Source organism: Streptomyces sp. NPDC107528, assembly GCF_055639295.1.
On sequence record NZ_JBVKAV010000014.1, the window covers coordinates 131,433 to 154,927 of the forward strand.

Annotated in this window: 24 protein-coding genes; 10 read left to right on the top strand and 14 right to left on the bottom strand. The window is 70.7% G+C overall.

Translation table 11 applies throughout. From position 1 onward, the window contains the following. Positions 1–4 precede the first annotated feature (4 nt). On the bottom strand, positions 5–1,831 hold the full coding sequence (locus ACZ7L5_RS37665) for a hydroxysqualene dehydroxylase (protein ID WP_471522718.1): 1,827 nt from the start codon (positions 1,829–1,831) through the stop codon (positions 5–7). A 108-nt stretch (positions 1,832–1,939) separates the two neighbouring features. Between ACZ7L5_RS37665 and def the strand changes: the two genes are divergently transcribed. Next, on the top strand, positions 1,940–2,569 hold the full coding sequence (def, locus tag ACZ7L5_RS37670) for a peptide deformylase (protein ID WP_471522720.1): 630 nt from the start codon (positions 1,940–1,942) through the stop codon (positions 2,567–2,569). A 6-nt stretch (positions 2,570–2,575) separates the two neighbouring features. Here the strand turns inward: def and ACZ7L5_RS37675 are convergent, their stop codons facing one another. Beyond that, the gene (locus ACZ7L5_RS37675) at positions 2,576–3,883 is read right to left on the bottom strand and encodes a geranylgeranyl reductase family protein (protein ID WP_328880003.1); all 1,308 of its coding nucleotides are present in this window, start codon (positions 3,881–3,883) and stop codon (positions 2,576–2,578) included. A gap of 98 nt (positions 3,884–3,981) precedes the next feature. Between ACZ7L5_RS37675 and ACZ7L5_RS37680 the strand changes: the two genes are divergently transcribed. Beyond that, the gene (locus ACZ7L5_RS37680; protein WP_471522722.1) at positions 3,982–4,488 is read left to right on the top strand and encodes a GNAT family N-acetyltransferase; all 507 of its coding nucleotides are present in this window, start codon (positions 3,982–3,984) and stop codon (positions 4,486–4,488) included. Positions 4,489–4,643: 155 nt separating this feature from the next. After that, positions 4,644–4,955: a PASTA domain-containing protein gene (locus ACZ7L5_RS37685; protein ID WP_471522724.1), complete on the top strand. Its 312-nt coding sequence runs from the start codon at positions 4,644–4,646 to the stop codon at positions 4,953–4,955. Here the strand turns inward: ACZ7L5_RS37685 and ACZ7L5_RS37690 are convergent. From ACZ7L5_RS37690 to ACZ7L5_RS37705, 4 genes are read right to left on the bottom strand one after another with little or no spacing between them, the layout of a single operon-like run. Next, entirely contained in the window at positions 4,942–5,637 is a 696-nt protein-coding gene (locus tag ACZ7L5_RS37690; RefSeq protein WP_328424800.1) for a demethylmenaquinone methyltransferase, read from the bottom strand. The genes ACZ7L5_RS37685 and ACZ7L5_RS37690 overlap by 14 nt on opposite strands. 48 nt (positions 5,638–5,685) lie before the next feature. After that, entirely contained in the window at positions 5,686–6,843 is a 1,158-nt protein-coding gene (locus ACZ7L5_RS37695) for an acyltransferase family protein (RefSeq protein ID WP_471522727.1), read from the bottom strand. 1 nt (position 6,844) lies between these two features. Continuing rightward, positions 6,845–9,172, bottom strand: a complete 2,328-nt coding sequence (locus tag ACZ7L5_RS37700; protein WP_471522729.1) for a bifunctional polysaccharide deacetylase/glycosyltransferase family 2 protein — start codon at positions 9,170–9,172, stop codon at positions 6,845–6,847. A gap of 19 nt (positions 9,173–9,191) precedes the next feature. After that, a complete protein-coding gene (locus ACZ7L5_RS37705) occupies positions 9,192–9,620 on the bottom strand; it encodes a hypothetical protein (RefSeq protein ID WP_471522731.1) in 429 nt (142 codons plus the stop codon). Between the two features lie 132 nt (positions 9,621–9,752). On the opposite strand from ACZ7L5_RS37705, the gene ACZ7L5_RS37710 reads away from it, so the two are divergent. Then, a complete protein-coding gene (locus ACZ7L5_RS37710; RefSeq protein ID WP_471522733.1) occupies positions 9,753–10,766 on the top strand; it encodes a chitinase in 1,014 nt (337 codons plus the stop codon). 6 nt (positions 10,767–10,772) lie between these two features. Here ACZ7L5_RS37710 and ACZ7L5_RS37715 read toward each other — a convergent pair whose 3' ends face one another. The 5 genes from ACZ7L5_RS37715 to ACZ7L5_RS37735 form a co-directional block, all read right to left on the bottom strand. After that, positions 10,773–11,378: a hypothetical protein gene (locus ACZ7L5_RS37715; protein WP_471522735.1), complete on the bottom strand. Its 606-nt coding sequence runs from the start codon at positions 11,376–11,378 to the stop codon at positions 10,773–10,775. Between the two features lie 17 nt (positions 11,379–11,395). Continuing rightward, complete coding sequence (mqnC, locus tag ACZ7L5_RS37720; protein WP_328880011.1) at positions 11,396–12,595, bottom strand: cyclic dehypoxanthinyl futalosine synthase; 1,200 nt, start codon at positions 12,593–12,595, stop codon at positions 11,396–11,398. A gap of 106 nt (positions 12,596–12,701) precedes the next feature. After that, the gene (locus ACZ7L5_RS37725; RefSeq protein ID WP_471522737.1) at positions 12,702–13,433 is read right to left on the bottom strand and encodes a prepilin peptidase; all 732 of its coding nucleotides are present in this window, start codon (positions 13,431–13,433) and stop codon (positions 12,702–12,704) included. Continuing rightward, entirely contained in the window at positions 13,430–15,127 is a 1,698-nt protein-coding gene (locus ACZ7L5_RS37730; protein ID WP_471522739.1) for a serine/threonine-protein kinase, read from the bottom strand. The genes ACZ7L5_RS37725 and ACZ7L5_RS37730 overlap by 4 nt, the downstream gene beginning before the upstream one ends. 77 nt (positions 15,128–15,204) lie before the next feature. After that, on the bottom strand, positions 15,205–16,053 hold the full coding sequence (locus tag ACZ7L5_RS37735) for a menaquinone biosynthetic enzyme MqnA/MqnD family protein (protein WP_471522741.1): 849 nt from the start codon (positions 16,051–16,053) through the stop codon (positions 15,205–15,207). Positions 16,054–16,375: 322 nt separating this feature from the next. Here ACZ7L5_RS37735 and ACZ7L5_RS37740 point away from each other — a divergent pair, with 322 nt between their 5' ends. Next, on the top strand, positions 16,376–16,579 hold the full coding sequence (locus ACZ7L5_RS37740; protein ID WP_003992177.1) for a cold-shock protein: 204 nt from the start codon (positions 16,376–16,378) through the stop codon (positions 16,577–16,579). Positions 16,580–16,704: 125 nt separating this feature from the next. On the opposite strand, the gene ACZ7L5_RS37745 is transcribed toward ACZ7L5_RS37740, so the two are convergent. Continuing rightward, complete coding sequence (locus ACZ7L5_RS37745; RefSeq protein ID WP_328880015.1) at positions 16,705–17,253, bottom strand: helix-turn-helix domain-containing protein; 549 nt, start codon at positions 17,251–17,253, stop codon at positions 16,705–16,707. A gap of 80 nt (positions 17,254–17,333) precedes the next feature. On the opposite strand from ACZ7L5_RS37745, the gene ACZ7L5_RS37750 reads away from it, so the two are divergent. Genes ACZ7L5_RS37750 through ACZ7L5_RS37765 form a run of 4 tightly spaced genes read left to right on the top strand, consistent with a single transcriptional unit; the run spans position 17,334 to position 19,328 of the window. Then, positions 17,334–18,050 (top strand): AzlC family ABC transporter permease, encoded by a 717-nt coding sequence (locus ACZ7L5_RS37750; protein WP_471522743.1) that lies wholly within the window; start codon positions 17,334–17,336, stop codon positions 18,048–18,050. Continuing rightward, the gene (locus ACZ7L5_RS37755) at positions 18,047–18,370 is read left to right on the top strand and encodes an AzlD domain-containing protein (RefSeq protein WP_471522745.1); all 324 of its coding nucleotides are present in this window, start codon (positions 18,047–18,049) and stop codon (positions 18,368–18,370) included. Before ACZ7L5_RS37750 ends, ACZ7L5_RS37755 begins: the two co-directional genes overlap by 4 nt. Positions 18,371–18,395: 25 nt before the next feature. Next, on the top strand, positions 18,396–18,650 hold the full coding sequence (locus tag ACZ7L5_RS37760) for a glycine zipper domain-containing protein (protein WP_471522747.1): 255 nt from the start codon (positions 18,396–18,398) through the stop codon (positions 18,648–18,650). A gap of 27 nt (positions 18,651–18,677) precedes the next feature. Continuing rightward, a complete protein-coding gene (locus tag ACZ7L5_RS37765) occupies positions 18,678–19,328 on the top strand; it encodes a class I SAM-dependent DNA methyltransferase (protein ID WP_471522749.1) in 651 nt (216 codons plus the stop codon). On the opposite strand, the gene kstD is transcribed toward ACZ7L5_RS37765, so the two are convergent. Continuing rightward, entirely contained in the window at positions 19,325–21,097 is a 1,773-nt protein-coding gene (kstD, locus tag ACZ7L5_RS37770; protein ID WP_471522751.1) for a 3-oxosteroid 1-dehydrogenase, read from the bottom strand. The genes ACZ7L5_RS37765 and kstD overlap by 4 nt on opposite strands. A gap of 284 nt (positions 21,098–21,381) precedes the next feature. On the opposite strand from kstD, the gene ACZ7L5_RS37775 reads away from it, so the two are divergent. Next, the gene (locus tag ACZ7L5_RS37775; RefSeq protein WP_471522753.1) at positions 21,382–22,281 is read left to right on the top strand and encodes a LysR family transcriptional regulator; all 900 of its coding nucleotides are present in this window, start codon (positions 21,382–21,384) and stop codon (positions 22,279–22,281) included. A gap of 20 nt (positions 22,282–22,301) precedes the next feature. On the opposite strand, the gene ACZ7L5_RS37780 is transcribed toward ACZ7L5_RS37775, so the two are convergent. After that, entirely contained in the window at positions 22,302–23,438 is a 1,137-nt protein-coding gene (locus ACZ7L5_RS37780) for a sugar ABC transporter substrate-binding protein (protein ID WP_471522755.1), read from the bottom strand. Between the last annotated feature and the right edge of the window lie 57 nt (positions 23,439–23,495).

A 23,495-nucleotide genomic window follows, 5' to 3' on the forward strand; every position in this document is an offset into this window, starting at 1 on the left:
CGCCTCATCCGAGGTCGAAGGTGTTGGGCAGGCCCAGCCTGTAGCGCACCTCGTCGACCCGCTTCAGCGGCTCCAGCTCCGGAGGCCGGTAGAGCCCCCAGGTCCGGCAGCGCTCGGTGTCCGAATCGTCCGCTTCCAGGAGGGCGTTGACGGCCAGGCGGGCCGATTCGTTGGCGCCCTCCATCGACGCCAGGTCCACGTCGGTGCGGACGTAGTCGCCCGCGAGGAAGAAGTTCGGGACCTTTGTGCGGGCCGTGGGGCGGTTGTAGAGGGTTCCCGTGGGGTGGATGAGGAGCTGTTCGCGGTTCTGCGGGTTCGGGCCGCCCAGGCCCGTCACAGCCGGGTCCATGAACCAGCTGAGGCGGTCCTCGTCCCGGAGCGTGGTCTTGCCGGCGTCGTTGAGGCCGTTCTTGAGCTGAGCCCAGAGTTCGGCGACGACCTCCTCCTTGGTGCACTCCTTGGCCGTCTTGCCGTACAGGATGCCCGGCTTGTCCCACTCCGAGATGATCGCGGAGAGGCAGTCCCCGGCGCGCCCGTCGCCGTAGTCGCGAGAGAAGTCCCGGCCGTGCCAGAACTGCGCCTGGCCGACGCCGGTCACCGCCCACGGCGAGTCCAGGCAGTTGATGTGGCCGTGCACGACGGGGGTGGGCGTGCGCAGGTAGAACATCACGCCGGTCATCCAGTCCGTCTGCAGCGCGTCGCACCGGGCGAGCTGGGGGTCGGCCGCGCGCAGGGCCGGCCCCCACGTCCCGCGCGCGTGCTCGACGGGCAGCGCGGAGAGGTAGTGGTCGGCGGTGACGGTGCGTTCGTCGCCGCCGTCACGGGCCGAGACGCGGACGCCGGTCACCCGGCCGCCGGCGTAGTGGACCTCGTGGACCTGGGTGCCGAGGACGAACTCGACGCCCTGGGAGCGCAGGTGGGCCTCCCAGGGGTCGATCCAGGCCTCGCTGGTGGGTGCGTTGAGGACGCGGTCGATGTCGGCGTCGCCGTCCATGCCGCGGCCGAGCAGGCCCCACAGGAGCAGGGCTTCGATGATGACGCGGCCGACGGTTCGGGTGGACGCCACCTCCGCGCGGGTGGCGACGAGGTTGCGGGTCTGGCCGATGCCGAGGAGCGTGCGGTACTCCTCGCTCATCTCCTCGGCGCGGATGAAGTCCCACCACGCGACCTTCTCCCAGACCTGCTCGCGACGGGCGTCGCAGCTGGTGAGGTGGACCAGCAGGCGGTCGGCGAAGTAGGCCACCTCGTGGGCGGGAAGGCGGGTGCCGAGGTCCAGGACCGACAGGAGCTGGTCGCGGATCCAGCCGAGGGTGAGGTCGCCGGGGCGGGGCGGGGTGGTGACGCGACGCAGCGGGAAGTGCAGGTCGGGGCGGCCGTCGGCGCGGGCGAACAGGGCTTCGGTACCGCTGACGAGGTTGTCGTGGACGCCGTGCGCGTTGCCGGGGACGGGGATGCGGCGCATGGTGTCCGGCAGATTCCGGTAGAAACCGGGGAAGAAGCGGAAGCCGTGCTCGGCTGGCAGGTCCGCACGGCCGCCGGTCGCCGTGCCCGGGACGGGCATCGAGCGGGCCTTGCCGCCGAGGGTGTCGTAGTACTCGTAGACGGTGACGGCGTAGCCGCGTTCGGCGAGTTCGTGGGCGGCGCTCAGGCCGGAGACTCCGCCACCCAGGACGGCGACGCGTCTGCCGGAAGCAGCCTTGGCGGTGCCCGCGGGCCATAAGGCGAGGGCGCCGGCCACTCCCCCGGCACCGGCCAGAAAGCGTCTGCGGGTGTGGCCGGATCGCGTGTGACCTGTCTGCTCCCGGGGCTCCTGCGTGTGTTCTGTTGTCATGAATCCCGGAGGGTAGGGAGGGTCTGCGGAGGTCGGAAGCCTGATTCCCGGCCGACCACAGCATTCTCACAACCCGCAACAGCAGAAGGACAGAAGGGGAGAAAAGCGATGCCCAGCGTTTTTGTGCAAGGCAGGCCCGTCGACTCGTATCCGCCGCTCGCGCCCGAGGCCCGGCGTGGGGCGGTGCGCAGGATCACCGAGATGGGTGACGGGGTGTTGCACAAGCCGTGCCGGGACGTGACCGAGTTCGGGGCGGATCTCGCCGCGCTCATCGACGACATGTTCCTGACGATGTACATCGCCGACGGGGCCGGACTGGCGGCGAACCAGGTCGGTGTCGGTCTGCGGCTGTTCGTGTACGACTGCCCGGACGACGACGGGGTGCGGCACGTCGGGCACATCGTCAACCCGGTGCTGGAACCGCTCGACGCGGCGCGCAGGAGGCTCCTCGACGACAGTGAGGGGTGCCTGTCGGTGCCGGGCGCGGTGATGGACGTACCGCGCCCCGACCGGGCGGTGGTGCGCGGGCTCGACAAGGACGGCGAGCCGATCGTGGTCGAGGGCACGGGGTACTTCGCCCGTTGCCTCGCGCACGAGACCGATCACTGCAACGGGCAGGTCTATGTGGACCGGCTCTCCGAGCGGGAGCGGAAGGAGGCCCTGCGGCAGGTGGCGGACCGGCGGGACGAGGTGTTCGCGCGCCGGGCCGCCAACATCGAGGCCCTCAGCAGGGCCTAGCCGACCTCAGGCCTTCGGTGCCACCTTGCTGAGGCCGTTGATGATGCGGTCCATCGCGTCGCCGCCGGTCGGGTCCGTGAGGTTCGCGAGCAGCTTCAGCGTGAACTTCATCAGCATGGGGTGCGTCAGGCCGCGCTGGGCCGCGATCTTCATGACCTTCGGGTTGCCGATGAGCTTCACGAAGGCGCGGCCCAGCGTGTAGTAGCCGCCGTAGGTGTCCTTCAGGACACGCGGGTAGCGCTGGAGGGCCATTTCACGGCCCGCGGGCGTCGAGCGGGCGTGGGCCTGGACGATGACGTCGGCGGCGATCTGGCCGGACTCCATGGCGTAGGCGATGCCCTCGCCGTTGAAGGGGTTCACCAGGCCGCCGGCGTCGCCGACCAGCAGCAGGCCCTTGGTGTAGTGCGGCTGGCGGTTGAAGGCCATCGGGAGGGCCGCGCCGCGGATCGGGCCGGTCATGTTGTCCGGGGTGTAGCCCCACTCCTCCGGCATGGAGGCGCACCAGGCCTTCAGGACCTCGCGCCAGTCCAGTTCTTTGAAGGAGTCCGAGGTGTTGAGCACGCCCAGGCCGACGTTCGACGTGCCGTCGCCCATGCCGAAGATCCAGCCGTAGCCGGGCAGGAGGCGGTCCTCGCCGGGGCCGCGGCGGTCCCACAGCTCCAGCCAGGACTCCAGGTAGTCGTCATCGTGGCGGGGGCTTTCGAAATACGTCCGTACGGCCACGCCCATCGGGCGGTCCTCGCGGCGGTGCAGGCCCATCGCCAGCGACAGGCGCGTGGAGTTGCCGTCGGCTGCGACAACCAGCGGCGCGTGGAAGGTGACCTCGCGCTTCTCCTCGCCGAGCTTGGCGTGGACGCCGGTGATGCGGCCGGTGCGGTCGTCGATGATCGGGGCGCCGACGTTGCAGCGCTCGTAGAGGCGGGCGCCGGCCTTCTGGGCCTGGCGGGCGAGCTGCTCGTCGAAGTCGTCGCGCTTGCGGACGAGGCCGTAGTCGGGGAACGAGGCGAGATCGGGCCAGTCGAGCTGGAGGCGCACGCCGCCGCCGATGATCCGCAGGCCCTTGTTGCGCAGCCAGCCCGCTTCCTCGGAGATGTCGATGCCCATGGCCACGAGCTGTTTGGTCGCGCGCGGGGTCAGGCCGTCACCGCAGACCTTCTCCCTCGGGAACTCGGTCTTCTCCAGCAACAGGACGTCAAGGCCGGACTTGGCCAGGTGGTACGCCGTCGCAGAGCCGGCCGGGCCCGCGCCCACGACGATCACATCGGCGGTGTTCTCGGAGAGGGGCGAGGAGTGGGGCTCGGGCACGACGGTCACGGCGGGATCTCCCCAAGTTCGAAATCAGTGTGCCGACCGGCACTGGACATGGGCAGTCTATTCAGCAGCATTGATCACCCGGCTGAAGGGCTGCCTCCGTGAACCGAGCTCTCCCTGTCGTACGGCTCCGTGTCCCCACCGACGAGGACGCCGTCGCCTGGCACCGGATCTTCGCGCACCCGGATGTCATGGAGTTCCACGGCGGGAGGGCCGCGGAGTTGTCCGTCTACGAGGAGCTCACCGCCCGTCAGCGCCGGCACGATGCCGAGCGCGGGTACTGCCTGTGGACCATCCTCGACGAGACCGAGCAGGTCATCGGCTTCACCGGCGCCCAGCCGTGGGAGCGGGAGTGGGGTCCCAAGGGCGAGATCGAGATCGGCTGGCGGCTCGGGCGGGAGCACTGGGGCAAGGGGTACGTCAGCGCGGCCGCGCAGCTGACGCTGGACCGGGTGCGCGCGGCCGGGGTGCCGGGTGTGGTGGCGATGGTCGACGCCCGCAACGAGCGGTCGATCGCGGTGACGCGGCGGCTGGGGATGCGCCTCGCCGAGGTGTTCGCCACGCCGGACGCACGGCAGAAGGGGCACTGCTACCGGCTCGATCTGTGACACCGGAACCGCAAAGCTCGGTTCCGGATACATCACCCTGAGTAATTGACTGTTACAGAAAGGTACTTGGCGCTTCCGGACGGTACCCCGGGAGGGTTAACCTTCCAGTACCGCTGGGGGTGACATCTGTGCGCATAACACCCAAAACGCCCGAGGTGCGAGTACCGAAACTCGTCGGACTGATGGCCATGGACGCGCGCGAGGAAGCGAAGTCGCACGGCCTCCTCATCAACGCACCGGACCGGCCGGACTTCCACCTGGTCGTCGTCGACTACGTCGTACGCCAGTACCCCCAGCCCGGTGCCGAGGTGCCGCGGGAGTCGATGGTCTACGTCTGGTTCGACCTCGGCGAAGGTGAGGGCGGCGGAGGGGTGCGCGAGCCGCGCACCCCACGGCCGCCCGGTGGCGGAATGCAGCGCGAGCTGGACGAGCCGGGGGATCCGTACCCCGTCGTCAGCTCTGCTTGAAACCCCGGTGCAGGGTCACGATCCCGCCCGTCAGGTTCCGCCAGGCGACCTTCGACCAGCCGGCCTTGCGCAGCCGCTCGGCGAGGGCGGGCTGGTCGGGCCAGGCGCGGATGGACTCGGCGAGATAGACGTAGGCGTCGGGGTTCGATGACACCGCGCGCGCGACCGGGGGCAGGGCGCGCATCAGGTACTCGGTGTAGACGGTGCGCAGGGGCGCCCAGGTCGGGTGCGAGAACTCGCAGATCACCACCCGGCCGCCGGGCCGCGTCACCCGGTACATCTCGCGCAGGGCGGTGTCGAAGTCCTGGACGTTGCGCAGCCCGAAGGAGATCGTCACGGCGTCGAAGGTGTCGTCCTTGAACGGCAGCTTCGTCGCGTCGCCCGCCGTGAACGGCAGCCAGGTGTGCTTGCGCTTGCCGACCTGGAGCATCCCGAGGGAGAAGTCGCAGGGCACGACGTACGCGCCGGTCTGCGCGAACGGCAGCGAGGAGGTGGCCGTACCGGCGGCCAGGTCCAGGATCTTCTGCGCCGGGCGGGCGTCGACGGCCCTGGCGACCTCCTTGCGCCATCTGCGGTCCTGGCCGAGCGACAGCACGTCGTTGGTCAGGTCGTACCGTTCCGCCACGTTGTCGAACATCGAAGCGACTTCGTGCGGCTGCTTGTCCAGGGATGCGCGGGTCACGGGCCCATTGTGGCAGTACGGCCGCACGCACTCGGTGGCAGTACGGCCTCAAGGGGCGAGCGTCGGCTTCTTCTTCCCGGCCACGTCCTCCACCCATCCGCACAGCAGGACGAACACCGCGATCAGGATCCAGCCGATGCCGAACATGAACCACTGGCTCTCCAGCGGCAGGTACTTCTCGAACGCGGGCACGTTCCAGAACCGGTCGATCAGCGGGACGGCGAGGATCAGGGCGATCTCGTGCCAGAGGTAGATCGTCACGGCACGGGCGTTGAAGACCGTGACGAGCCGGTCGAGGGGGCGGACGCGGGTCAGCCGGGCGAAGTCGATGCGGAAGAACTCCTTCGCGTACATCAGGAGCGTCACATAGCCCGCCGACCAGAACGCCTGGGCGAGGGGGATGTCGTCCAGATCGTACGAGCCAGTCTCGGCCTGGTGCGTGAAGGCGTACCAGCCGCCGTACGCGATCGCCGCGAGCGAGAGGACGGCGACGGCGAGCGGCTTGAGGCGGCGCAGGACGCCGTCGCGGTGGGCGAAGCCGAGGAGCCAGCAGAAGAGGAACGTGGCCAGGTCGGTGAGCGCGCTGCCGAACCGGTTGTCCGGGGGCTCCCACAGGAAGTGGACGACGAGGATCGGTGCCAGGGACAGGAGCAGGACGGGCACCGGTGCCAGGCGGAAGACACGCAGCAGGAGCGGGGAGAGCAGGACGAACCAGAGGTACGTCCGCAGGTACCAGAGGATCTCCCAGGCCTGCTCGGCCCATGCGCTGCCCGGCGGGTCGCCGAGCGGGACGATCCAGTAGACGATCTGCCGGCCCGGCATCCACCCGTGGATCAGCATCGCCGCGACCACGAAGACGCCCCAGAACCAGAAGGGCGGCAGGAGCCGGCGCAGCCGGCTGCGGACCACCTGGAGCGCGGGACGCTCCAGGGACTTCGCCATCAGGGTGCCGGCCAGGGCGAACATCACCCCCATCGAGGGGAAGACCATGCCCGCCCAGGCCCACCCGAAGGTGTGGTAGGTGACGACCCGGATGAGGGCGACGGCTCGGAGGGTGTCGAAGTAGCGGTCCCTGGCGGGGGGCTTGGGCCGCGGGTCCGGGCCGGTCCCGGTCTCCTTGTCGTCCGTCACAGCGGCAACCGGCGTGGCGGCGACTGGCGCGGCGGCGAGGGGCCGGGCAAGCGCCCCTCTCCTGTGGGCCCCCACCTCAGCTCACCCCCGCCGGAGTTCCGACCTCGCCGGTGCGCTTCAGTTTCTGCCAGCGCAGGCGGCCGCCCGTCATCGCGGTGATGCAGGAGTGGATGAGGACCAGGTACATCATCTGCCGGTAGGCGAGTTGCTGGAAAGGCATCATCAGCAGGTAGCGGTACTGCTCGCGGTCCAGGCGGAAGGCGTACGCGGCACAGACCAGCTGCACGGCGAGCACCGCCAGCCAGGCCAGCAGGGCCGCCTTGAAGTCGACGAAGATCATCGAGTAGACGGTGAAGACGTCGATGAGCGGTGCGAAGACCGGCGTGACGATCTGGAAGATGACGACGAGAGGCATGCCGACCCGGCCGAAGCGGCCCGAAGGGCCCTTGTCCGTCAGGGACTTGCGGTGCTTCCACAGCGCCTGCATGGTGCCGTAGGACCAGCGGTAGCGCTGCGACCACAGCTGCTTCAGGGAGCCCGGTGCCTCCGTCCACGCGCGCGCGTGCTCCTGGTAGACGACCCGCCAACCCGTGCGGTGCATGGCGATGGTGATGTCCGTGTCCTCGGCGAGCGTGTCCTCGCTCATGCCGCCGACCTCCAGCACCGCCTCCCGGCGGAACGCGCCGATCGCGCCGGGGATGGTGGGCATGCAGCGCAGCAGGTCGTACATACGGCGGTCCAGGTTGAAGCCCATCACGTACTCGATGTGCTGCCAGGCCCCGATGACGGTGTTGCGGTTGCCGACCTTGGCGTTCCCGGCAACGGCGCCGACCTCGGGGTCGGCGAAGGGCTGCACCAGCTGCCGTACGGTGTCCGGCTCGAAGACCGTGTCGCCGTCCATCATCACGACAATGTCGTGGCCGGCGCTGCGCACACCGTTGTTCAGCGCCGCCGGTTTGCCCGCGTTCTCCTGGCGGATGACACGGACGTTGGTCATGCCGAGTTCGCGGGCCGCGTTCCGGGCGATCTCGGAGGTGCCGTCCGTCGAGCCGTCGTCGACCACGATGATCTCGATCGGATGAGTGCTTTTCGCCAGCGACTCAAGGGTGTTGGCGATGCACTCCTTCTCGTTGTACGCCGGGACGATCACGCTCACCGGCCGATGGACCGGAGCTCCCCAGCTGAACCGGCGTCTGTTGCGCTGCCGGTAGTGGCGGCGGGCGAGGATCAGCATCATGCCGAACCGGCCCATGACGGCGACGCCGACGACGAGGAGGCCGACCGACAGCACCGGCACCGTCCATTCGGCGACGGCCACGGCCCCGATCAGGGCCTTTCCCTCGTACAGCGTCGCGCCGGTCGCCTCGCGATGGGCGGCCTGGAGGCTCGAAGCACCCGCACCGGCCTGCCCGTTCGGCTCCTGCTGCGCCGCCTGACCACCGGGCTGCTGCCCACCGGCCCCACCGGCCTGAGCGCGACCCGCCAGAACACCACCGGCCCCCGCCTGCTGACCGCCCGCCGACTCCTCCTCCTGAACGGCGCCGCTGATCGTCGTGAAGGTGTAGCCCTTGGCCTTCATCTTCTCGATGTACGTCGGCAGCGCCTTGATCGTCTGTGACCGCTCGCCGCCCGCGTCGTGGAAGAGGACGGACGCGCCCTCGCCGTCGTCCGGCGTCGCCCACTTGATGATCTTCGAGACGCCGGGCCGCTTCCAGTCGTCGCTGTCGGTGTCGACGAAGACGCTGGTGTAGCCCTGCTCGCCGAGCTTCTTGTAGACGGGCCAGCTGTAGTTGTCGATGGCGTCCGTCTCCGAGGAGTACGGCGCCCGGAACAGCGTGGTCGTGATGCCGGCCGCGCCCGCGAGGGCCAGCTGGGTCTGCTGCATCTCGCGGTTGACGCGGGCGTCGCTCTGGTAGGAGAGGTCGACGTGGGTGAAGGTGTGGATGCCCACCTCGTTGCCCTGTTCGACCAGGTCCGCGACGATCCCCGGGTAGCGCGAGACCATCGAGCCGACCAGGAAGAACGTGGCGGGGATGTCGTACTTCTTGAGGATCGCCAGGACTTGCGGCGTCCAGGTGGGGTTCGGACCGTCGTCGAAGGTGAGCGCGATCGTCTTGTCCGGGACGGAGACGGTGGTGGCCTGACCGCCCCGGAAAGTGAGGATCGGTCCGCCGTCGAGGACCTTGTCGGGGACCTGGCTGGAGCCGGCCCCGGTGCGCACGCGCTGGTCGCCGCCGACCTCGGCGCGCAGATAGCCGTCGAGCAGCATGACGCTGGTCAGCGCGAGCAGGAGCAGTCCGGCGAGGATGACGCGCGGTTTCTGCAGCGCCGCGGCCTTGCCCGCCGCCCGCTGGATCCGCGTGGGGGCGCGGCGGCGGCCGCGTGAGGAAGTCGTCGTAGTCATGGGTGTGGGTGCGTTCCGGTCAGTCGGCGGCGGCTGGGGAGGCGGACACGGTCGGGGCGGCGCTGGGCGGCTCGCCGGTCGCGGTGCCCGTCGGCGGTGTGCCGGAGGGCTTCACTGGCGGCGTGCCGGTCCCGCCCTGCGGCCGGGCGCCGTCGCCGGGACCGGAGTTCGGGGCGCCGGCAGGGCCGCCGCCCCCGAAGGGCAGCAGTTGGGACGGCGTCAGCGAGGTGCCGACGTCCATGAAGGCCATGCCCAGGACGACCGCGTACCCGAGGCAGCCGACGCCGACCAGGAGGCCGAGGCGACGCAGCAGCTTGGAGCGGCGTCCGGAGTTGTCAACGAACACGGGCCCTTCGGCGGACCCGTTGCCGCGTTTGCGGCGGCGACCGCGGGCGTCATTGCGCCGGCGGACGTCCGCGCGGTTTTCGATGGCAGGCTCGGAATGCATTCCCCGGAGATTACGGAGGCTTTATGTGCCACAAACTCGCTCTCCATGTGAGGCACATATGAGAAACGCCTTGACCTGTACGTTTCCTGAGAGTTTTCGGCAACGGCCCCTCAGTGATGAGAGGTTTCCGGCATGCAAACGTACTCAGGGAAAACGGCGGCCGGACTCACCTGTCTGCTCGCGCTGACCACGGGGTGCTCCGCGGGCTCCGGCGGTACGGCGGACGCAGCGCCACCGAGCCCCCAGCGGCCCAGCACCTCGCCCTCCGCGAGCACGTCGTACGCCCCCTACGTCAGCGCCACCGAGGCCTCCGAAAACGACTCGGTCGGCTCCCCCGCGACGTACAACCTGGCTTTCGTCATCTCGGACGGCAGTAACTGCACCCCGAAATGGAACGGCACCACCCCCATTTCCGACTCGGCCGTCAAGTCCCGTATCTCGAAACTCAAACAGGACGGCGCCACCGTCCGGGTCTCCTTCGGCGGCGCCTCCGGCAAGGAAATGGCGGCGAGTTGTGGCAGTGCGTCCGAGCTGGCGGCGGCGTACGGGAAGGCGTTGGACGCGGCGGGCTCCACCCAGGCCGACTTCGACATCGAGGGCGACGAGCTGACCGACTCCGACTCCGTGGACCTGCGTTCGGAGGCGATCGCCCTGCTCCAGCAGGAGCGCGGCGGCCTCCGCGTCTCCTTCACGCTGCCGGTGATGCCTTCCGGCCTCGACGACGACGGTGTGGCGCTGCTGGAGTCCGCCAACCAGCACGACGTACAGGTCTCCACCGTCAACCTCATGACGATGAACTACGGCGAGTCGTACACCGGCGACATGGGCGACTACGCCCTCACGTCCGCCAAGGCCGCCCACACGCAGCTCAAGGAGCTCTTCGGCACGTCCGACACGACCGCCTGGCGGGCCATCGCACTCACCTCGATGCTCGGCGTCAACGACGTCGACAACGAGACGTTCACGCTCGACGACGCGGCGCAGGTGCGGGACTTCGCCGAGGAGAAGGGGGTCGGGTGGGTGTCGATGTGGGCGACGTTCCGGGACCGGCAGTGTGCGGACGGGTCGGCCATGGATGACGCACTGACGAACTGCAGCGGGGTCGACCAGGAGGACGGGGCGTTCGCGGAGGCGTTCGCGGGCTGAGGCGGATCAGCGGCGCCGGTACACCAAGCGCCCGTCCACCACCGTCGCCACGCACGTCATCGCGCCGCGCTCCGCCAGCTCCGCCTCGTCCCGTACGTCGAACACCGCGAAGCGGGCGGCGGAGTGAGGCTCCCTCGGTTCGGCGAACTCCACCGGCAGCCCGGAGGCGTAGGGATTGAGGGCGGGGGTTCCGTCGGGGGGCCCGAGCCGGCCCACGACGCCCAGCCCGGAGCGGTGCACGGCGTCCCGTACGGCGCGGTTGCGCAGCGGCTCACAGCACGCGGCGACCGTCCCGTGGGCCAGCATCCGCTGCACGCAGCGCCGCGCGCTGGCACCCCAGCGGGCGTCGTCCATGGCCAGCGCGGCCAGCGCGTCCCCGGTCAGCGGCTCCGTGCCCAGTTCGTCGGCCTCGCGGGGATCGGGGTGATACGCCTCTTCGAGCAGCTCGTTGCCGTGCGTGTTGATCAGCCCGGCCGTCAGGATGCCGGGCCACTTGCGCACCCGCGCCCGCGCATGAGCCGCGACGAGCTCGTCCAGCGGTCCGGCACCGGCGATCCACGCGCCCTCGACGGCGAGCGCGTGGCCCCTGGAGTCGGCGTGAATCGTCAGCACGAAAGCCCCGGCCAGGCCTAGTTGGAAGCGAGGATCTTCAGCTCGGGATGCGCCGTGCCGCCCGCGATCGCCGTGGACGAGATGTGCGAGGCCACCCGCTCGTCGACGGGGTCGTTCGCCGGGTCGTCGTGCACGACGAGGTGCTCGTACGTCGTCGCCCGCTGGGCCGGCACCCGCCCCGCCTTGCGGATCAGGTCGATGATCTCCAGCCGGTTGGAGCGGTGCTTGGCGCCGGCACTGGAGACGACGTTCTCCTCCAGCATGATCGAGCCGAGGTCGTCGGCGCCGTAGTGCAGCGACAGCTGGCCGATCTCCTTGCCGGTGGTCAGCCAGGAGCCCTGGATGTGCTGGATGTTGTCCATGAACAGCCGGGCGATCGCGATCATCCGCAGGTACTCGAAGATCGTGGCCTGCGTACGGCCCTTCAGGTGGTTGTTCTCGGGCTGGTAGGTGTACGGGATGAAGGCCCGGAAGCCGCCCGTGCGGTCCTGGACGTCACGGATCATCCGCAGGTGCTCGATGCGCTCGGCGTTGGTCTCGCCCGTGCCCATCAGCATGGTCGACGTGGACTCGACGCCCAGCCGGTGCGCGGCCTCCATGATCTCCAGCCAGCGCTCGCCGCTCTCCTTCAGCGGGGCGATGGCCTTGCGCGGCCGCGCGGGCAGCAGCTCGGCACCGGCGCCGGCGAAGGAGTCGAGGCCGGCCTCGTGGATGCGGGTGATGGCCTCTTCGACGCTCACCTTGGAGATCCGGGCCATGTGCTCGACCTCGCTCGCCCCCAGGCTGTGGATGACGAGCTGCGGGAACGCGTCCTTGATGGCGCGGAAGTGCGTCTCGTAGTACTCGACGCCGTAGTCCGGGTGGTGGCCGCCCTGGAACATGATCTGCGTACCGCCGAGCTCGACGGTCTCGGCGCAGCGCCGCAGGATGTCGTCGAGGTCACGGGTCCAGCCCTTGGCCGTGTCCTTGGGGGCGGCGTAGAAGGCGCAGAACTTGCACGCCGTGACGCACACGTTCGTGTAGTTGATGTTGCGCTCGATGATGTACGTCGCGATGTGCTCGGTGCCGGCGTACCTGCGGCGGCGTACGGCGTCGGCGGCGGCGCCCAGCGCGTGCAGCGGGGCGTCGCGGTAGAGGTCGAGCGCTTCCTCTGGGGTGATCCGCCCACCCGCTGCGGCACGGTCGAGCACAGACTGGAGGTCGGCCTTCTCGGTCACCGGGGCGTCCCTTTCGTCAAGCAGTTGGACAGACCGAACCAGCCTACGCCAGGCGTTTTGGGCCAGGGACGTCAGGCCGCTCCCGGTCGGCAGTCCGCGCTCGGCGTCACGCCGCGTACGCCCCGATCAGCAGCCCCACGAGCCCCCCGCCGAGCAGGAACGGTCCGAACGGGATCGCTGTCCTGCGCCCGGCCCGCCGCAGAGCGACCAGCGCACCGCCGTACAGAGCCCCGAACAGGAACCCGGCGAAGGTGCCGAGCATGACCGTCGGCCAGCCGTACCACCCCAGCGCCGCCCCCACCCCGAGCGCGAGCTTCACATCGCCGAAGCCCATGCCGCCGGGGTTGATGAGCCACAGCACGAAGTAGCCGGCGCCGAGCGCGAGGGCGGCCCAGAGGGCGGTGGGCCAGTCGCCGGCGTGTTCGGGGACGAGGGCGGCCAGGCCGAGCAGCAGCAACGCGGCGCCCGCCAGCGGCAGGGTCAGGGCGTCGGGCAGCCGCCGCACCCGCAGGTCGACGACCGTGAGCAGCACGCCGACGGGCGCCAGCAGCAGCCAGACGCCCAGCTCGGGCCGGGTGTCGGTGGCCGCGGCGAGGGCGGCGCAGACGAGGGCGGTGACGGTGGCCATGAGAGCCGTACCGGGCCCGTACGACGGCGTGTCGGTGCAGTCCCGGCACCGGGCCCACCCGAGCCAGCCCCCGATCGGGTGCCCGCCCGGACACCGTTCCCGCCAGTCCTCCTCCTGCGCGACGGAGAACCGATGGGCGGGCCGGGGCAGCAGTGTGCCCGCCGCGGCACCCCAGAGTGCAGCCACCACGACCAGGACGAGCGTGCTCACCCCTGCTCGACCTTCGACAGCCGCGCCTCGGGCCTGCCCTCCGCGTCGCTCTCCGAGCGGAACACCAGGTCGTCGCCGGCGGGCGAGATCCGGACGGTGTGCGGTGCCGGGTTGCAGCCGCCGTGGTTGGTCTTCCTGCCCACGGACGTGACGACGAGTTCCTTCGCCGTCACCTTCTTCAGGGTCAGTACGTCGTTGCAGACGAGGCCGAGCACGTCCGTCTGCCGGAGTGTGCCCAACTCCTCGCCCACGTCGGCCTTGTGCACGGTGAGCCGGTAGGTGCCCGACGGCAGGGCGCCGTCCAGGGCGGTGGCCCGGCCCTCCCAGGTGCCGATGTAGCGGGCGGGCACGGAGCCCCCGGCCCGGGTGGGGGTGCCCTCGCCCGGCGATGCGGACGAGGCGGCGTCGGAACCCGCGTTGGTGTCCTGGTCTCCGCCGCCCGGCAGCAGGTCGAACAGGAACGCCGACCCCACCGTCACCGCGGCCAACGCCCCCGCCACCGCGAGCGCGACGGTGCAGCTCAGTCTCCGTCCACGGCCGCCCTCCCCGGGCGCCGAGGCCGCCGCGACGGAGAGGGACAGCTTGCCGGGGCGGCTGTCGGATGCGGATGCCGGGGTCGCGTCCTGCGGCGGGGCATCCCGGGGCTCGGGGACGGCCGCGGGCGGCATGGACGCGCCCGCACCCCTCACCACCGGCATGACCGGCGGCGGCCCGAACTCCCCCACCGTGGCCCGCCGGCTGAACCCCACCGGCCCCGAGGGGACATCGCCTCCCGGCCGGCCGGTCTCTCCCGGCTCCCCCGCCTCCAGGTTCAGAAGCCGCACGGCACTGCGGCTGACCTGCTCGACCAGCCCGCCCGGCAGCCACCCGCCCGTCACCAGCCGGGCCGCCCCGTCCGGAGCCAGGCGCCTGGCCACCTCACCCGGCGTGGGCCGGGCACCCGGCTCCTTGGCCAGGCAGGCCTCCACCAGCTCCCGCACCTCGCCGTCCAGCGGGCCGAGTTCGGGCTCCTCGTGCACGACCTTGTAGAGCAGCGCCGCCGACGAGTCCCCGGAGAACGGCGGCTCCCCGGTCGCCGCGTACGCCAGGACCGCGCCCAGCGAGAAGACGTCCGCCGCTCCCGTGGCGCCCTTGCCCACGATCTGTTCGGGCGACATGTATCCGGGGGAGCCGACCGAGACGCCGGTGGACGTCAGGGACGCCGTGCCGTCCATGGCCCTCGCGATGCCGAAGTCGATCAACAGGGGGCCGTCCAGTGTCAGCAGGACGTTCGACGGCTTCACGTCCCGGTGCACCAGCCCCAGTTCGTGTACGGCCGCCAACGCCTCGGCCAGCCCGGCCCCCAGCGCTCGTACCGAATGCGCGGGCAGCGCGCCCGAGTCCGCGACCGCGGCCGACAGCGACGGACCCGCCGCATAGCCGGTGGCCACCCACGGCACCGCCGCCTGCGGATCCGCGTCCAGCACGGGCGCCGTCCACGCGCCGCCCACCCGCCGGGCCGCGTCCACCTCCCGGCGGAAGCGGGCGCGGAACTCCTCGTCCAGCGCGAAGTGCGGATGCACGATCTTGACAGCGACCGTACGGCCGCCCGCGCTGCGGCCGAGATACACCCGCCCCATGCCGCCGGAGCCGAGCCGGCCGAGCAGCCGGTACGGCCCGACGACCGTGGGCTCGTCAACTCCGAGCGGCTGCATCGGCGTCCACCCCTCCCCCGTACGGCCCAGTGCGGCCGTGGAACTGCCAGCAGATTAGTGCGCCGCGGACCCCACCCTCACGGCTGAAGCAGATCCACCTTCACATCCGCCGCGAAGCCCGTCGTCGGTCCCACCCGCCGCGCGAACTCCGCGACCGCCGCCAGCTGCGGGCCGCCGAAACGGAAGTCGAGGGTCGTGAAGTACCGCTCCAGGACCTGCTCGTCGAAGGCCTCCCAGCGGGCGGCCTGCTCGGCGACCTTGCCGACCTCGTCCAGGGAGAGGTTGCGGGAGGAGAGGAAGGCCTCGTGGACCTGGCGGGTGATGGCCGGCTCGCGCTCCACGTAGTCCCGGCGCGCCGCCCAGACCGCGAAGACGAAGGGCAGGCCGGTCCACTCCTTCCAGAGCGAGCCGAGGTCGTGCACCTCAAGGCCGTAGCGCGGGCCGTCGAGGAGGTTGGCCCGCAGCGCCGCGTCCCCGATGAGTACGGCCGCCTCCGCCTCCTGCATCATCAGGCTGAGATCGGGCGGGCAGGTGTAGTAGGAGGGCTGCACGCCGTAGCGCTCGGCGAGCAGCAGCTGGGCCAGCCGCACCGAGGTGCGCGAGGTCGAGCCGAGGGCGACCCGGGCGCCGTCCAGCCGGTCCAGTGGGACCTGCGAGATGATCACGCAGGACATCACCGGGCCGTCGCAGCCGACAGCGATGTCAGGGAAGGCGACCAGGTCGTCGGCGTTGCGCAGGAACTCGACGAGGGTGATCGGCCCGATGTCGAGGTCGCCCCGCACCAGCTGCTCGCTGAGCTTCTCGGGGGTGTCCTTGGTCAGCTCGAAGTCGAGGAGCGTGCCCGTTCTCGCGAGCCCCCAGTACAGGGGCAGGCAGTTCAGGAACTGGATGTGGCCTACGCGCGGCCTGGTGCGAGAATTGTCCACATCGCGAGACTAGACCCCATGGGGTAGCGTGCACCCTTCAGGGTGGCGACTCTCCGGTGACGCTCAGATCACCAGCGCTCCCGTCAACCCCAACACGTGGGTTCAAACGTCCGGGTGACGTGATCTTGACCTCTATTGCTTTCGGCTGCCCGCGTGCTAGGCTCGCCGCAAGTTGCAGTTTGGTTTCCCTTGCAGTACAGAGCCTGCGGAGCATGTGACCGCGGGCTCTCGTCGTTTTCAGACGTATGCAGTTGTGCGGCATTTTGTTTTCACACTTGCAGGGTTCTGGAGCAGGGCAACCCTTTGGGCCCAAGGAGGGCTTATGGCTACCGGAACCGTGAAGTGGTTCAACGCCGAAAAGGGCTTTGGCTTCATCGCCCAGGAAGGCGGCGGCCCCGACGTCTTCGTTCACTACTCCGCGATCAATGCGAGCGGCTTCCGTTCGCTGGAGGAGAACCAGCAGGTCTCCTTCGACGTGACCCAGGGCCCGAAGGGCCCGCAGGCGGAGAACGTCACCCCCGTCTGATCAGTTCGATCAGTCTGATCATTCGGTCTCGGAGCCTGGTGCTTTGATCCGGAACAGATAGCAGTACCCAAGGAGCCCCGTGCCGCAAGGCAACGGGGCTCCTGCCTTTCCTCCCCCGTCGAGGGCTAGATGTGCTGCATGACCAGCACGAACGTCGTCCCGGGGGCGAGCGCCTCGTACGAGTGGGGCACATCCCCGCGATACGACATGTAGTCGCCGGGCTCCAGCTCGACCTCGTCCCCCCGCGGTCCCGCCTTCACGCGCCCCGTGCTGACGATCAGATGCTCCACCGACCCCGGAATGTGCGGCTCCGACTCCCGGGCCGGGCCGGGTTCCGCGCGCAGGTGGTAGATGTCCCGGCGAGCGCCGGGCGGACTGGCGGAGAGCAGCGTGGCCACGTAGTCCGCCCGCTCGGAGGCGACCGTGGGGCCCTCCCCCGCCCGGATCACCTGGACCGCCGGCGACGGCGGCTCCACCAGCGCACTGAACGGCACACCGAGCGCGACCCCCAGCGCCCACAGCGTCTCCACGCTGGGGTTTCCGCCGCCGGCCTCCAGCTGGGAAAGCGTGGACTTCGCGATCCCGGCCCGTTTGGCCAGCTCGGACAGGGACAACCCGGCCCGGGTGCGCTCGCGTCGCAGCGAGGCGGCGATCCAGGTCAGGGGCTCGCTCATCGGTTCACTTCCCGTCGTTCGCTGCGCCGGTCCATTCGTTCGCCTTGACGAACGGATGCCGACTGTTCATTCTGGAAAACATGCGTTCGCTACTCCGAACACCGATGATGTCACCTCTTCCGGCGCCCGAGATGACGGCCCTGGTGCGCGACAGCGCCCTCATCTGGCTGGCCGGTGGGGTCGTGGGCGTCTCCTTCGGCGCGATCGCGGTGGCCGGCGGGCTGCCGGTGTGGGTGCCGGTGGTGATGTCGCTGATCGTCTACGCGGGCTCGGCCCAGTTCAGCGCGGTCGGCGTGCTGCTGGCCGGGGGCGGGCCGTTCGCCGCGGCGGCCACCGGGCTGCTCCTCAACACCCGCACGGCCGCCTTCAGTCTGGCCGTCGCGGACGTCCTCGGCCGGGGCCGCCTCGCCCGCCTCCTCGGCGCCCACCTCGTGTCCGACGAGACGGTGGCCTTCACCCTCGCCCAACCGGATCCCGTACGCCGCCGGGTGGCGTTCTGGGTGAACGGGCTCGGCCTGTTCGTCACCTGGAACATCGGTGTCCTCGCCGGCGCGCTCGCCGGAACCGCACTGGGCGACACGGCGACGTACGGCCTGGACGCCGCCTTCCCCGCCGTACTGGTCGCACTGGTCCTGCCCACCCTGCGCAAGGACTCCGCCGTACGCCGTGCCGCGCTCCTCGGCGCCGCCCTCGCCCTGGCCGCGGTACCGGTCGTCCCGGCGGGGGTGCCGGTGCTGCTGGCGCTGGCGGGGCTCGTCGCGTACCGCCCGTCCGGCAGGAAGGACGACGCGTCATGACCGGCACGACGGGAACGGTCGCCATGATCCTGGCGCTGGCGGTGGGGACGTACACCTTCCGTCTGGTCGGCCCGACGCTGCACGGGCGGGTCGTGCTCCCCGCGCGGGTCCAGGAGCTGTTGGCGGCGGGTGCGGTGGTGCTGCTCGTGGCGCTGCTGGCGACGGGGACGTGGACGGAGGGCGGCGGCTTCGCGGGGTGGGCGCGGCCGGCCGGGGTGCTGGTGGGCGGCGTGCTGGCGTGGCGGCGGGCGCCGTTCCCGGTGGTGGTGCTGGGGGCGGCGGTGGCCACCGCGGTGCTGCGGGCGGCAGGGGTGCCATGAGCCGTCCTCGTGGGAGAATCGCCAGGTGAACGACGGGGATGAGAACAACCACGAGGAAGACGGCGGCACCGCAGCCGACAACAAGCAGGCGATGGGCCTTTCGCTCGGCCTCTCCCTCGGCACGAGCATCGGCATCGCGCTCGGCCTGACCGTCTTCGACAACCTCGGGCTCGGGCTGGCCCTGGGGATGGGGCTGGGCATCGCCGTCGGCGCCGCGGTCGGAGCCTCGAGCGGCGGTGGCCGGAAGCGGACGGGGCAGGCGAAGGACGGAGCCGAGTAGCCAACGCGTTCGCTAGGGTCCCCGCCCATGACCGACTCCGACTTCCTGACCACCACCCGCACCTTCTACGACGCCATCGCCGAGGACTACGCGGACCTCTTCCGGGACGAGCTCGCGGGCAGACCCTTGGAGCGGGCGTTGCTGGGAGTGTTCGCCGAACTCGTCGACGGGGACGGGCCGGTGGCCGACCTGGGATGCGGACCGGGTCGGACCACCGCCCGCCTCGCCTCACTCGGGCTCTCCGTGTTCGGGCTCGATCTGTCGGAGTCGATGCTGGCGATCGCGCGCCGCGAGAACCCGGGGCTGCGGTTCGAGCAGGGTTCGATGCTCGAACTGGATCTGGCGGACGGCGCGCTGGCCGGTGCCCTGTCCTTCTACTCCTCCATCCACACGCCGGTGGACCGGCTCCCGGACCTCTTCGCCGAGTTCCACCGTGTGCTGGCGGCCGGCGCGCCTCTGCTCGTCGCGTTCCAGGCCGGTGACGAACACCGGCATCACGACCGGCCCTTCGGGCACCCGGTCTCGCTGACCTTCCAGCGCCGTCGGCCGGAACACATGGCCGACCTGCTGACCGGGGCCGGGTTCACCCTCGTCTCCCGGACGCTCCGTGAGCCCGACCCGGCGCTGGACGAGACGTCCCCGCAGGCGTTCCTGATCGCCCGCAAGCCCGAGCGCTAGAGGCTCCCGGCGATGTCCCGCGCCGCGATGTACCCGAACGTCATCGCCGGGCCGATCGTCGAGCCCGCGCCCGCGTAGCTGTTGCCCATGACGGCCGAGCTCGCGTTGCCGGCGGCGTACAGTCCCTCGATCACCGAACCGTCCTCCCGCAGCACGCGGGCGCGGGCGTCGGTGAGGAGGCCGCCCTTGGTGCCGAGGTCGCCGGGGACGATGCGGAAGGCGTGGTAGGGGGGCAGCCACAGGGGCGCGAGGCAGGAGTTGGGCAGGACGGACGGGTCCGTGTAGTAGTGGTCGTAGGCGCTGTCGCCGCGTTCGAAGTCGGGGTCCCTGCCGTGCCGGGCCTGTGCGTTGAAGCGGTCGACCGTGGTCCGCAGGGCCGGCGCCGGGACGCCGATCGACCGTGCGAGCGCGTCCAGCGTCCAGGCCTTGTGCGCGGCGCCCGAGCTGTACCAGTCGGCCGGGAGGGGCAGGGCCGGGAGGACGTCCTTGAAGAGGTACCGGTTGCGGTAGTTCTGGTCGACGATCAGCCAGGCCGGGATGGCCGGGCTCGTGTCGTGGACGTCGTACATGGTGTGGACGACGTCGCTGTAGGGAGCGGCCTCGTTGACGAAGCGGGCTCCGGCGGCGTTGACCAACAGACCGCCGGGAAGGGTGCGTTCGGCGAGGCAGAAGTAGGGCTGGCCGGGGAGCGGGATCGCCGGGCCCCACCAGGCGTCGTCCATGAGGCCGAGCGCGGCGCCGAGCCGGTGTCCGGCCCGGATTCCGTCGCCGGTGTTCTCCTTCGCGCCGACCGTCCAGTCCGTGCCGATGGGCTGCCGCTGGTAGTACTCGCGCATGGCCGCGTTGTGCTCGAAGCCGCCCGAGCCGACGATCACGCCACGGCGGGCGCGCACCAGGCCGGGGGCGCCGTCCCGGGTGACGACCGCGCCGCTCACGGTGCCGTTCTCGACGTACAGGTCGGTGAGGGGCGTGCCGAGCCACACCGGGACGCCGGCCGACCGCAGTCCCAGGCGCAGGCCGGCCGCCAGCGACTGTCCCATGGTCAGCGGCTTCTCACCGCGCAGCGCCGCGGCCGTACCGCGCGCGAGACAGGCCGCGGCCACGGCGGCGCCCTTGACGTTCACCGCTGCCAGGGCCAGCCACTTGTAGTCCGCGCTGAAGACGACCATGCCGGCGGGCACGTCCATGTACGGCGGGTTCAGCCTCGCCAGCTCGGGGCCCAGGAGGTTGCCGTCGAGCTGGTCGGGCTCGATGGAGCGGCCGTTCGGGAGGCCGCCGGGCAGTTCGGGGTAGTAGTCGGCGTACCCCTCCATCCAGCGGAATCGCAGTGGGCTGTTGGCCATGACGAAGGACAGCATCGCCGGGCCGTGCGCGAGGAAGGCCCGCTGCCGCTCGACGGGAACGTCCGGCCCGACGACGGCGGCCAGATACTCGGCCGCCTTCGCCGGTGTGTCCGGCACACCGGCCGCGAGGATCACCGGGTTGTTCGGGATCCAGATCCCGGCCCCGGACCGCGCGGCGGACCCTCCGAAGGTGGGCGCCTTCTCCACCACCACACAGCTCAGCCCCTGCTTGGCCGCGGTCAGCGCGGCGGTCATGCCGGCGGCTCCGGAGCCGATGACGACGACGTCGTAGGTGCCGAGCAGGGGCGGGGCGGCTGCGTGGGCGGCGGACTGGGTTACGGCCCCGGCCCCGAGGGCCGTGCCTGCGGCGCCGGCGGCACCCGCGGCCAGTACGTGTCTTCGCGAAGGGTTCACGCTGCTGGTCATGGAGGCCGCTCCCGCCCTGGACGACGCCGCGTTTCTGAGGGTGTGTCAGAAATGCGAATGTGACGCGGATGCCGCGTGAAGTCAAGGGCGTTGCAGGGGAGCCGAATCCGCCGTCCGCTCGCGTCTTTTGGGTCGGCACCCGCTCCCTCCCCCGCCTTGGTCCGGACACCGGCGAGGGTGTGGAGCGGGTTGCCGCCCGGGCCCTTCCAGGATCGTCGTCCATCGGCCAAGGCCCAGTCAATCCTTGGGATTTGTGGCTGCCCCCAAGCATTAACTTAGAGGTCATGACCCTCGATGACCTGCGTGTGTTCGTGGCCGTGTGCCGTGCCGGGAGTCTCAGCTCGGTGGCCCGGGAACTGGGGTGCACCCAGTCCGCGGTGAGTCAGCATGTGAAGCGCCTGGAGCGGGAGACCGGGGTCGCGTTGCTGGAGCGGCAGCCCCGGGGGGTCGTGCCGACCCAGGCCGGCCGGGTGCTGGAGGCGGCCGCCGCCGAGGGGATTTCGGGGCTGGACCTCGCCGTGCGGCAGCTGCGGGATCTCGTCGACGGCGAGAGCGGGTACGTGCGGGTGGCGACAGGGGCGACGACCGTACGGCACTTCATGGCGGAGGCGGTCGTCGCGTACCGGCGGCGGCATCCCCGGGTCAATCTGGAGTTCCGCACGGTCAGTTCGGGCCGGGGCAGCTTCGACGCGCTGGCCGACGGCACGCTCGACCTGGCCTGGATCACCCTCGGACCGCAGGTGCGCGGTATCGAGCAGCGGCCGGTGGTGGAGCTGCCGTGGGTGCTGGCGGTGCGGGCCGACGATCCGCTCGCGGCACGGCCGTACGTCGATGTCGGCGCCGACCTGCGTGACGTACGGCTGATCCGGCTGCCGCCGAACTCCGCCTCGGCGGCCCATCTGGACGCCGCCTGCGCCGAGCTGGGCCTCCGGTTCGCGCACGACACGAGCGTCGCCGACTGGGACACCGCGCTGCTGCTGGCCGAGCTGGGGGTCGGACGGGCGGTCCTGCCCGCGCTGCCGGGACTGCCGGTCCCCGGTGAGGGGGAACTACGCCTGATTCCACTCCCCGGACTGCGCCCCCTGCCCGTGGGCTGGGCCGTCCGCCGCTGGGACGCACTCAGCCCGCCGGCCCGGGCGTTCGCGGACCTGGTGGAGAGTCACCGCCGGGCCACACGCGCCTGACGGCGACCGATTCGGGCCGGTCAGTTCAGGCCGATGGCCGCGCAGTCCGCCTTGTACTCAGCGGTGCAGATGTCCTTGACGGTGTAGACGCCGTCCTGGATCACCGTCTGCTTGATGTTGCTCTTGGTCAGCGGGACCACCGAGACCAGCTGGGCCGGGATGCCGTCCTGGGTCGGGCTGTCGACCGAGTCCTGGGTCAGGGCGTCGAACTGGATCGTGCGTCCCTGGGCCTTGAACACGGCCATCTTCGCGGCGTTGGTCGCCTCCAGCAGGAACGACTTGTACACCGTCATGAACTGCTCGCCCGCGACGATCCGCTGCACCGCGTCCAGGTTGGCGTCCTGCCCGGTCACCGGCGGGATCTTGCTCGCGCCGGACTCCTTGAGGGCGTCGATGACGGCGCCCGCCATGCCGTCGTTCGCCGAGTAGACGGCGGCGATGTTGTCCAGGCCGACGGCGGAGATCGCCTTCTCCATGTTCGCCTTGGCGATCTCGGGCGACCACTTGTCGGTGTCGTACCGCTTGACGATGTTCACCTCGCCCTCGAGCTCGTCGAGCGCGCCCTTCTTGAACCGGCCGGTGTTCGGGTCGGCGGGGTCGCCGTTCATCATGACGACCTTGCTGGTCGCGGCCTTCGCGCCGAGGTCCTCGACGAGGGCGCGGCCCTGCACCTCACCGACGAGCTCGTTGTCGTGGGACACGTACGCGTCGATCGGCCCCTCGGCGAGCCGGTCGTAGGCGATGACGGGAATGCCCGCGTCCTTCGCCTTCTGCACGTCCGGCGCGATGGCCTTGGAGTCCAGCGCGTCCACGAGGATGACGTCCACCGCGTCGGCGATCATCTGCTGGAACTGCTGACTCTGCTTGTCCGTGCTCGACTCGGCGTTGGCGTAGACGACCTTGCCCTTGTCGTGGGTGAGGGAGGCGACTTCCTTCTTGATCAGCGGGTGGTCGAACTTCTCGAAGCGCGCCGTGTCCGTGTCGGGCAGCAGGAGCCCCACCGTGACGTCGTCGCCCTTGTTGGGCGACTCCGAGCTGTCACCGCCCCCGATGCCGTCGACCACACCGCACGCGGCGAGCGAGAGCGCCGAGGCGGACGCGACGAGGGCTATGGAGAACCGGCGTACAGCGGACGTGTGGGGGGTACGAGCATTCACTACTGGTGCCTTCCGAGCGGATGAGCGGCTTTGCTACCCGGTGGCGGTAGCCAACGT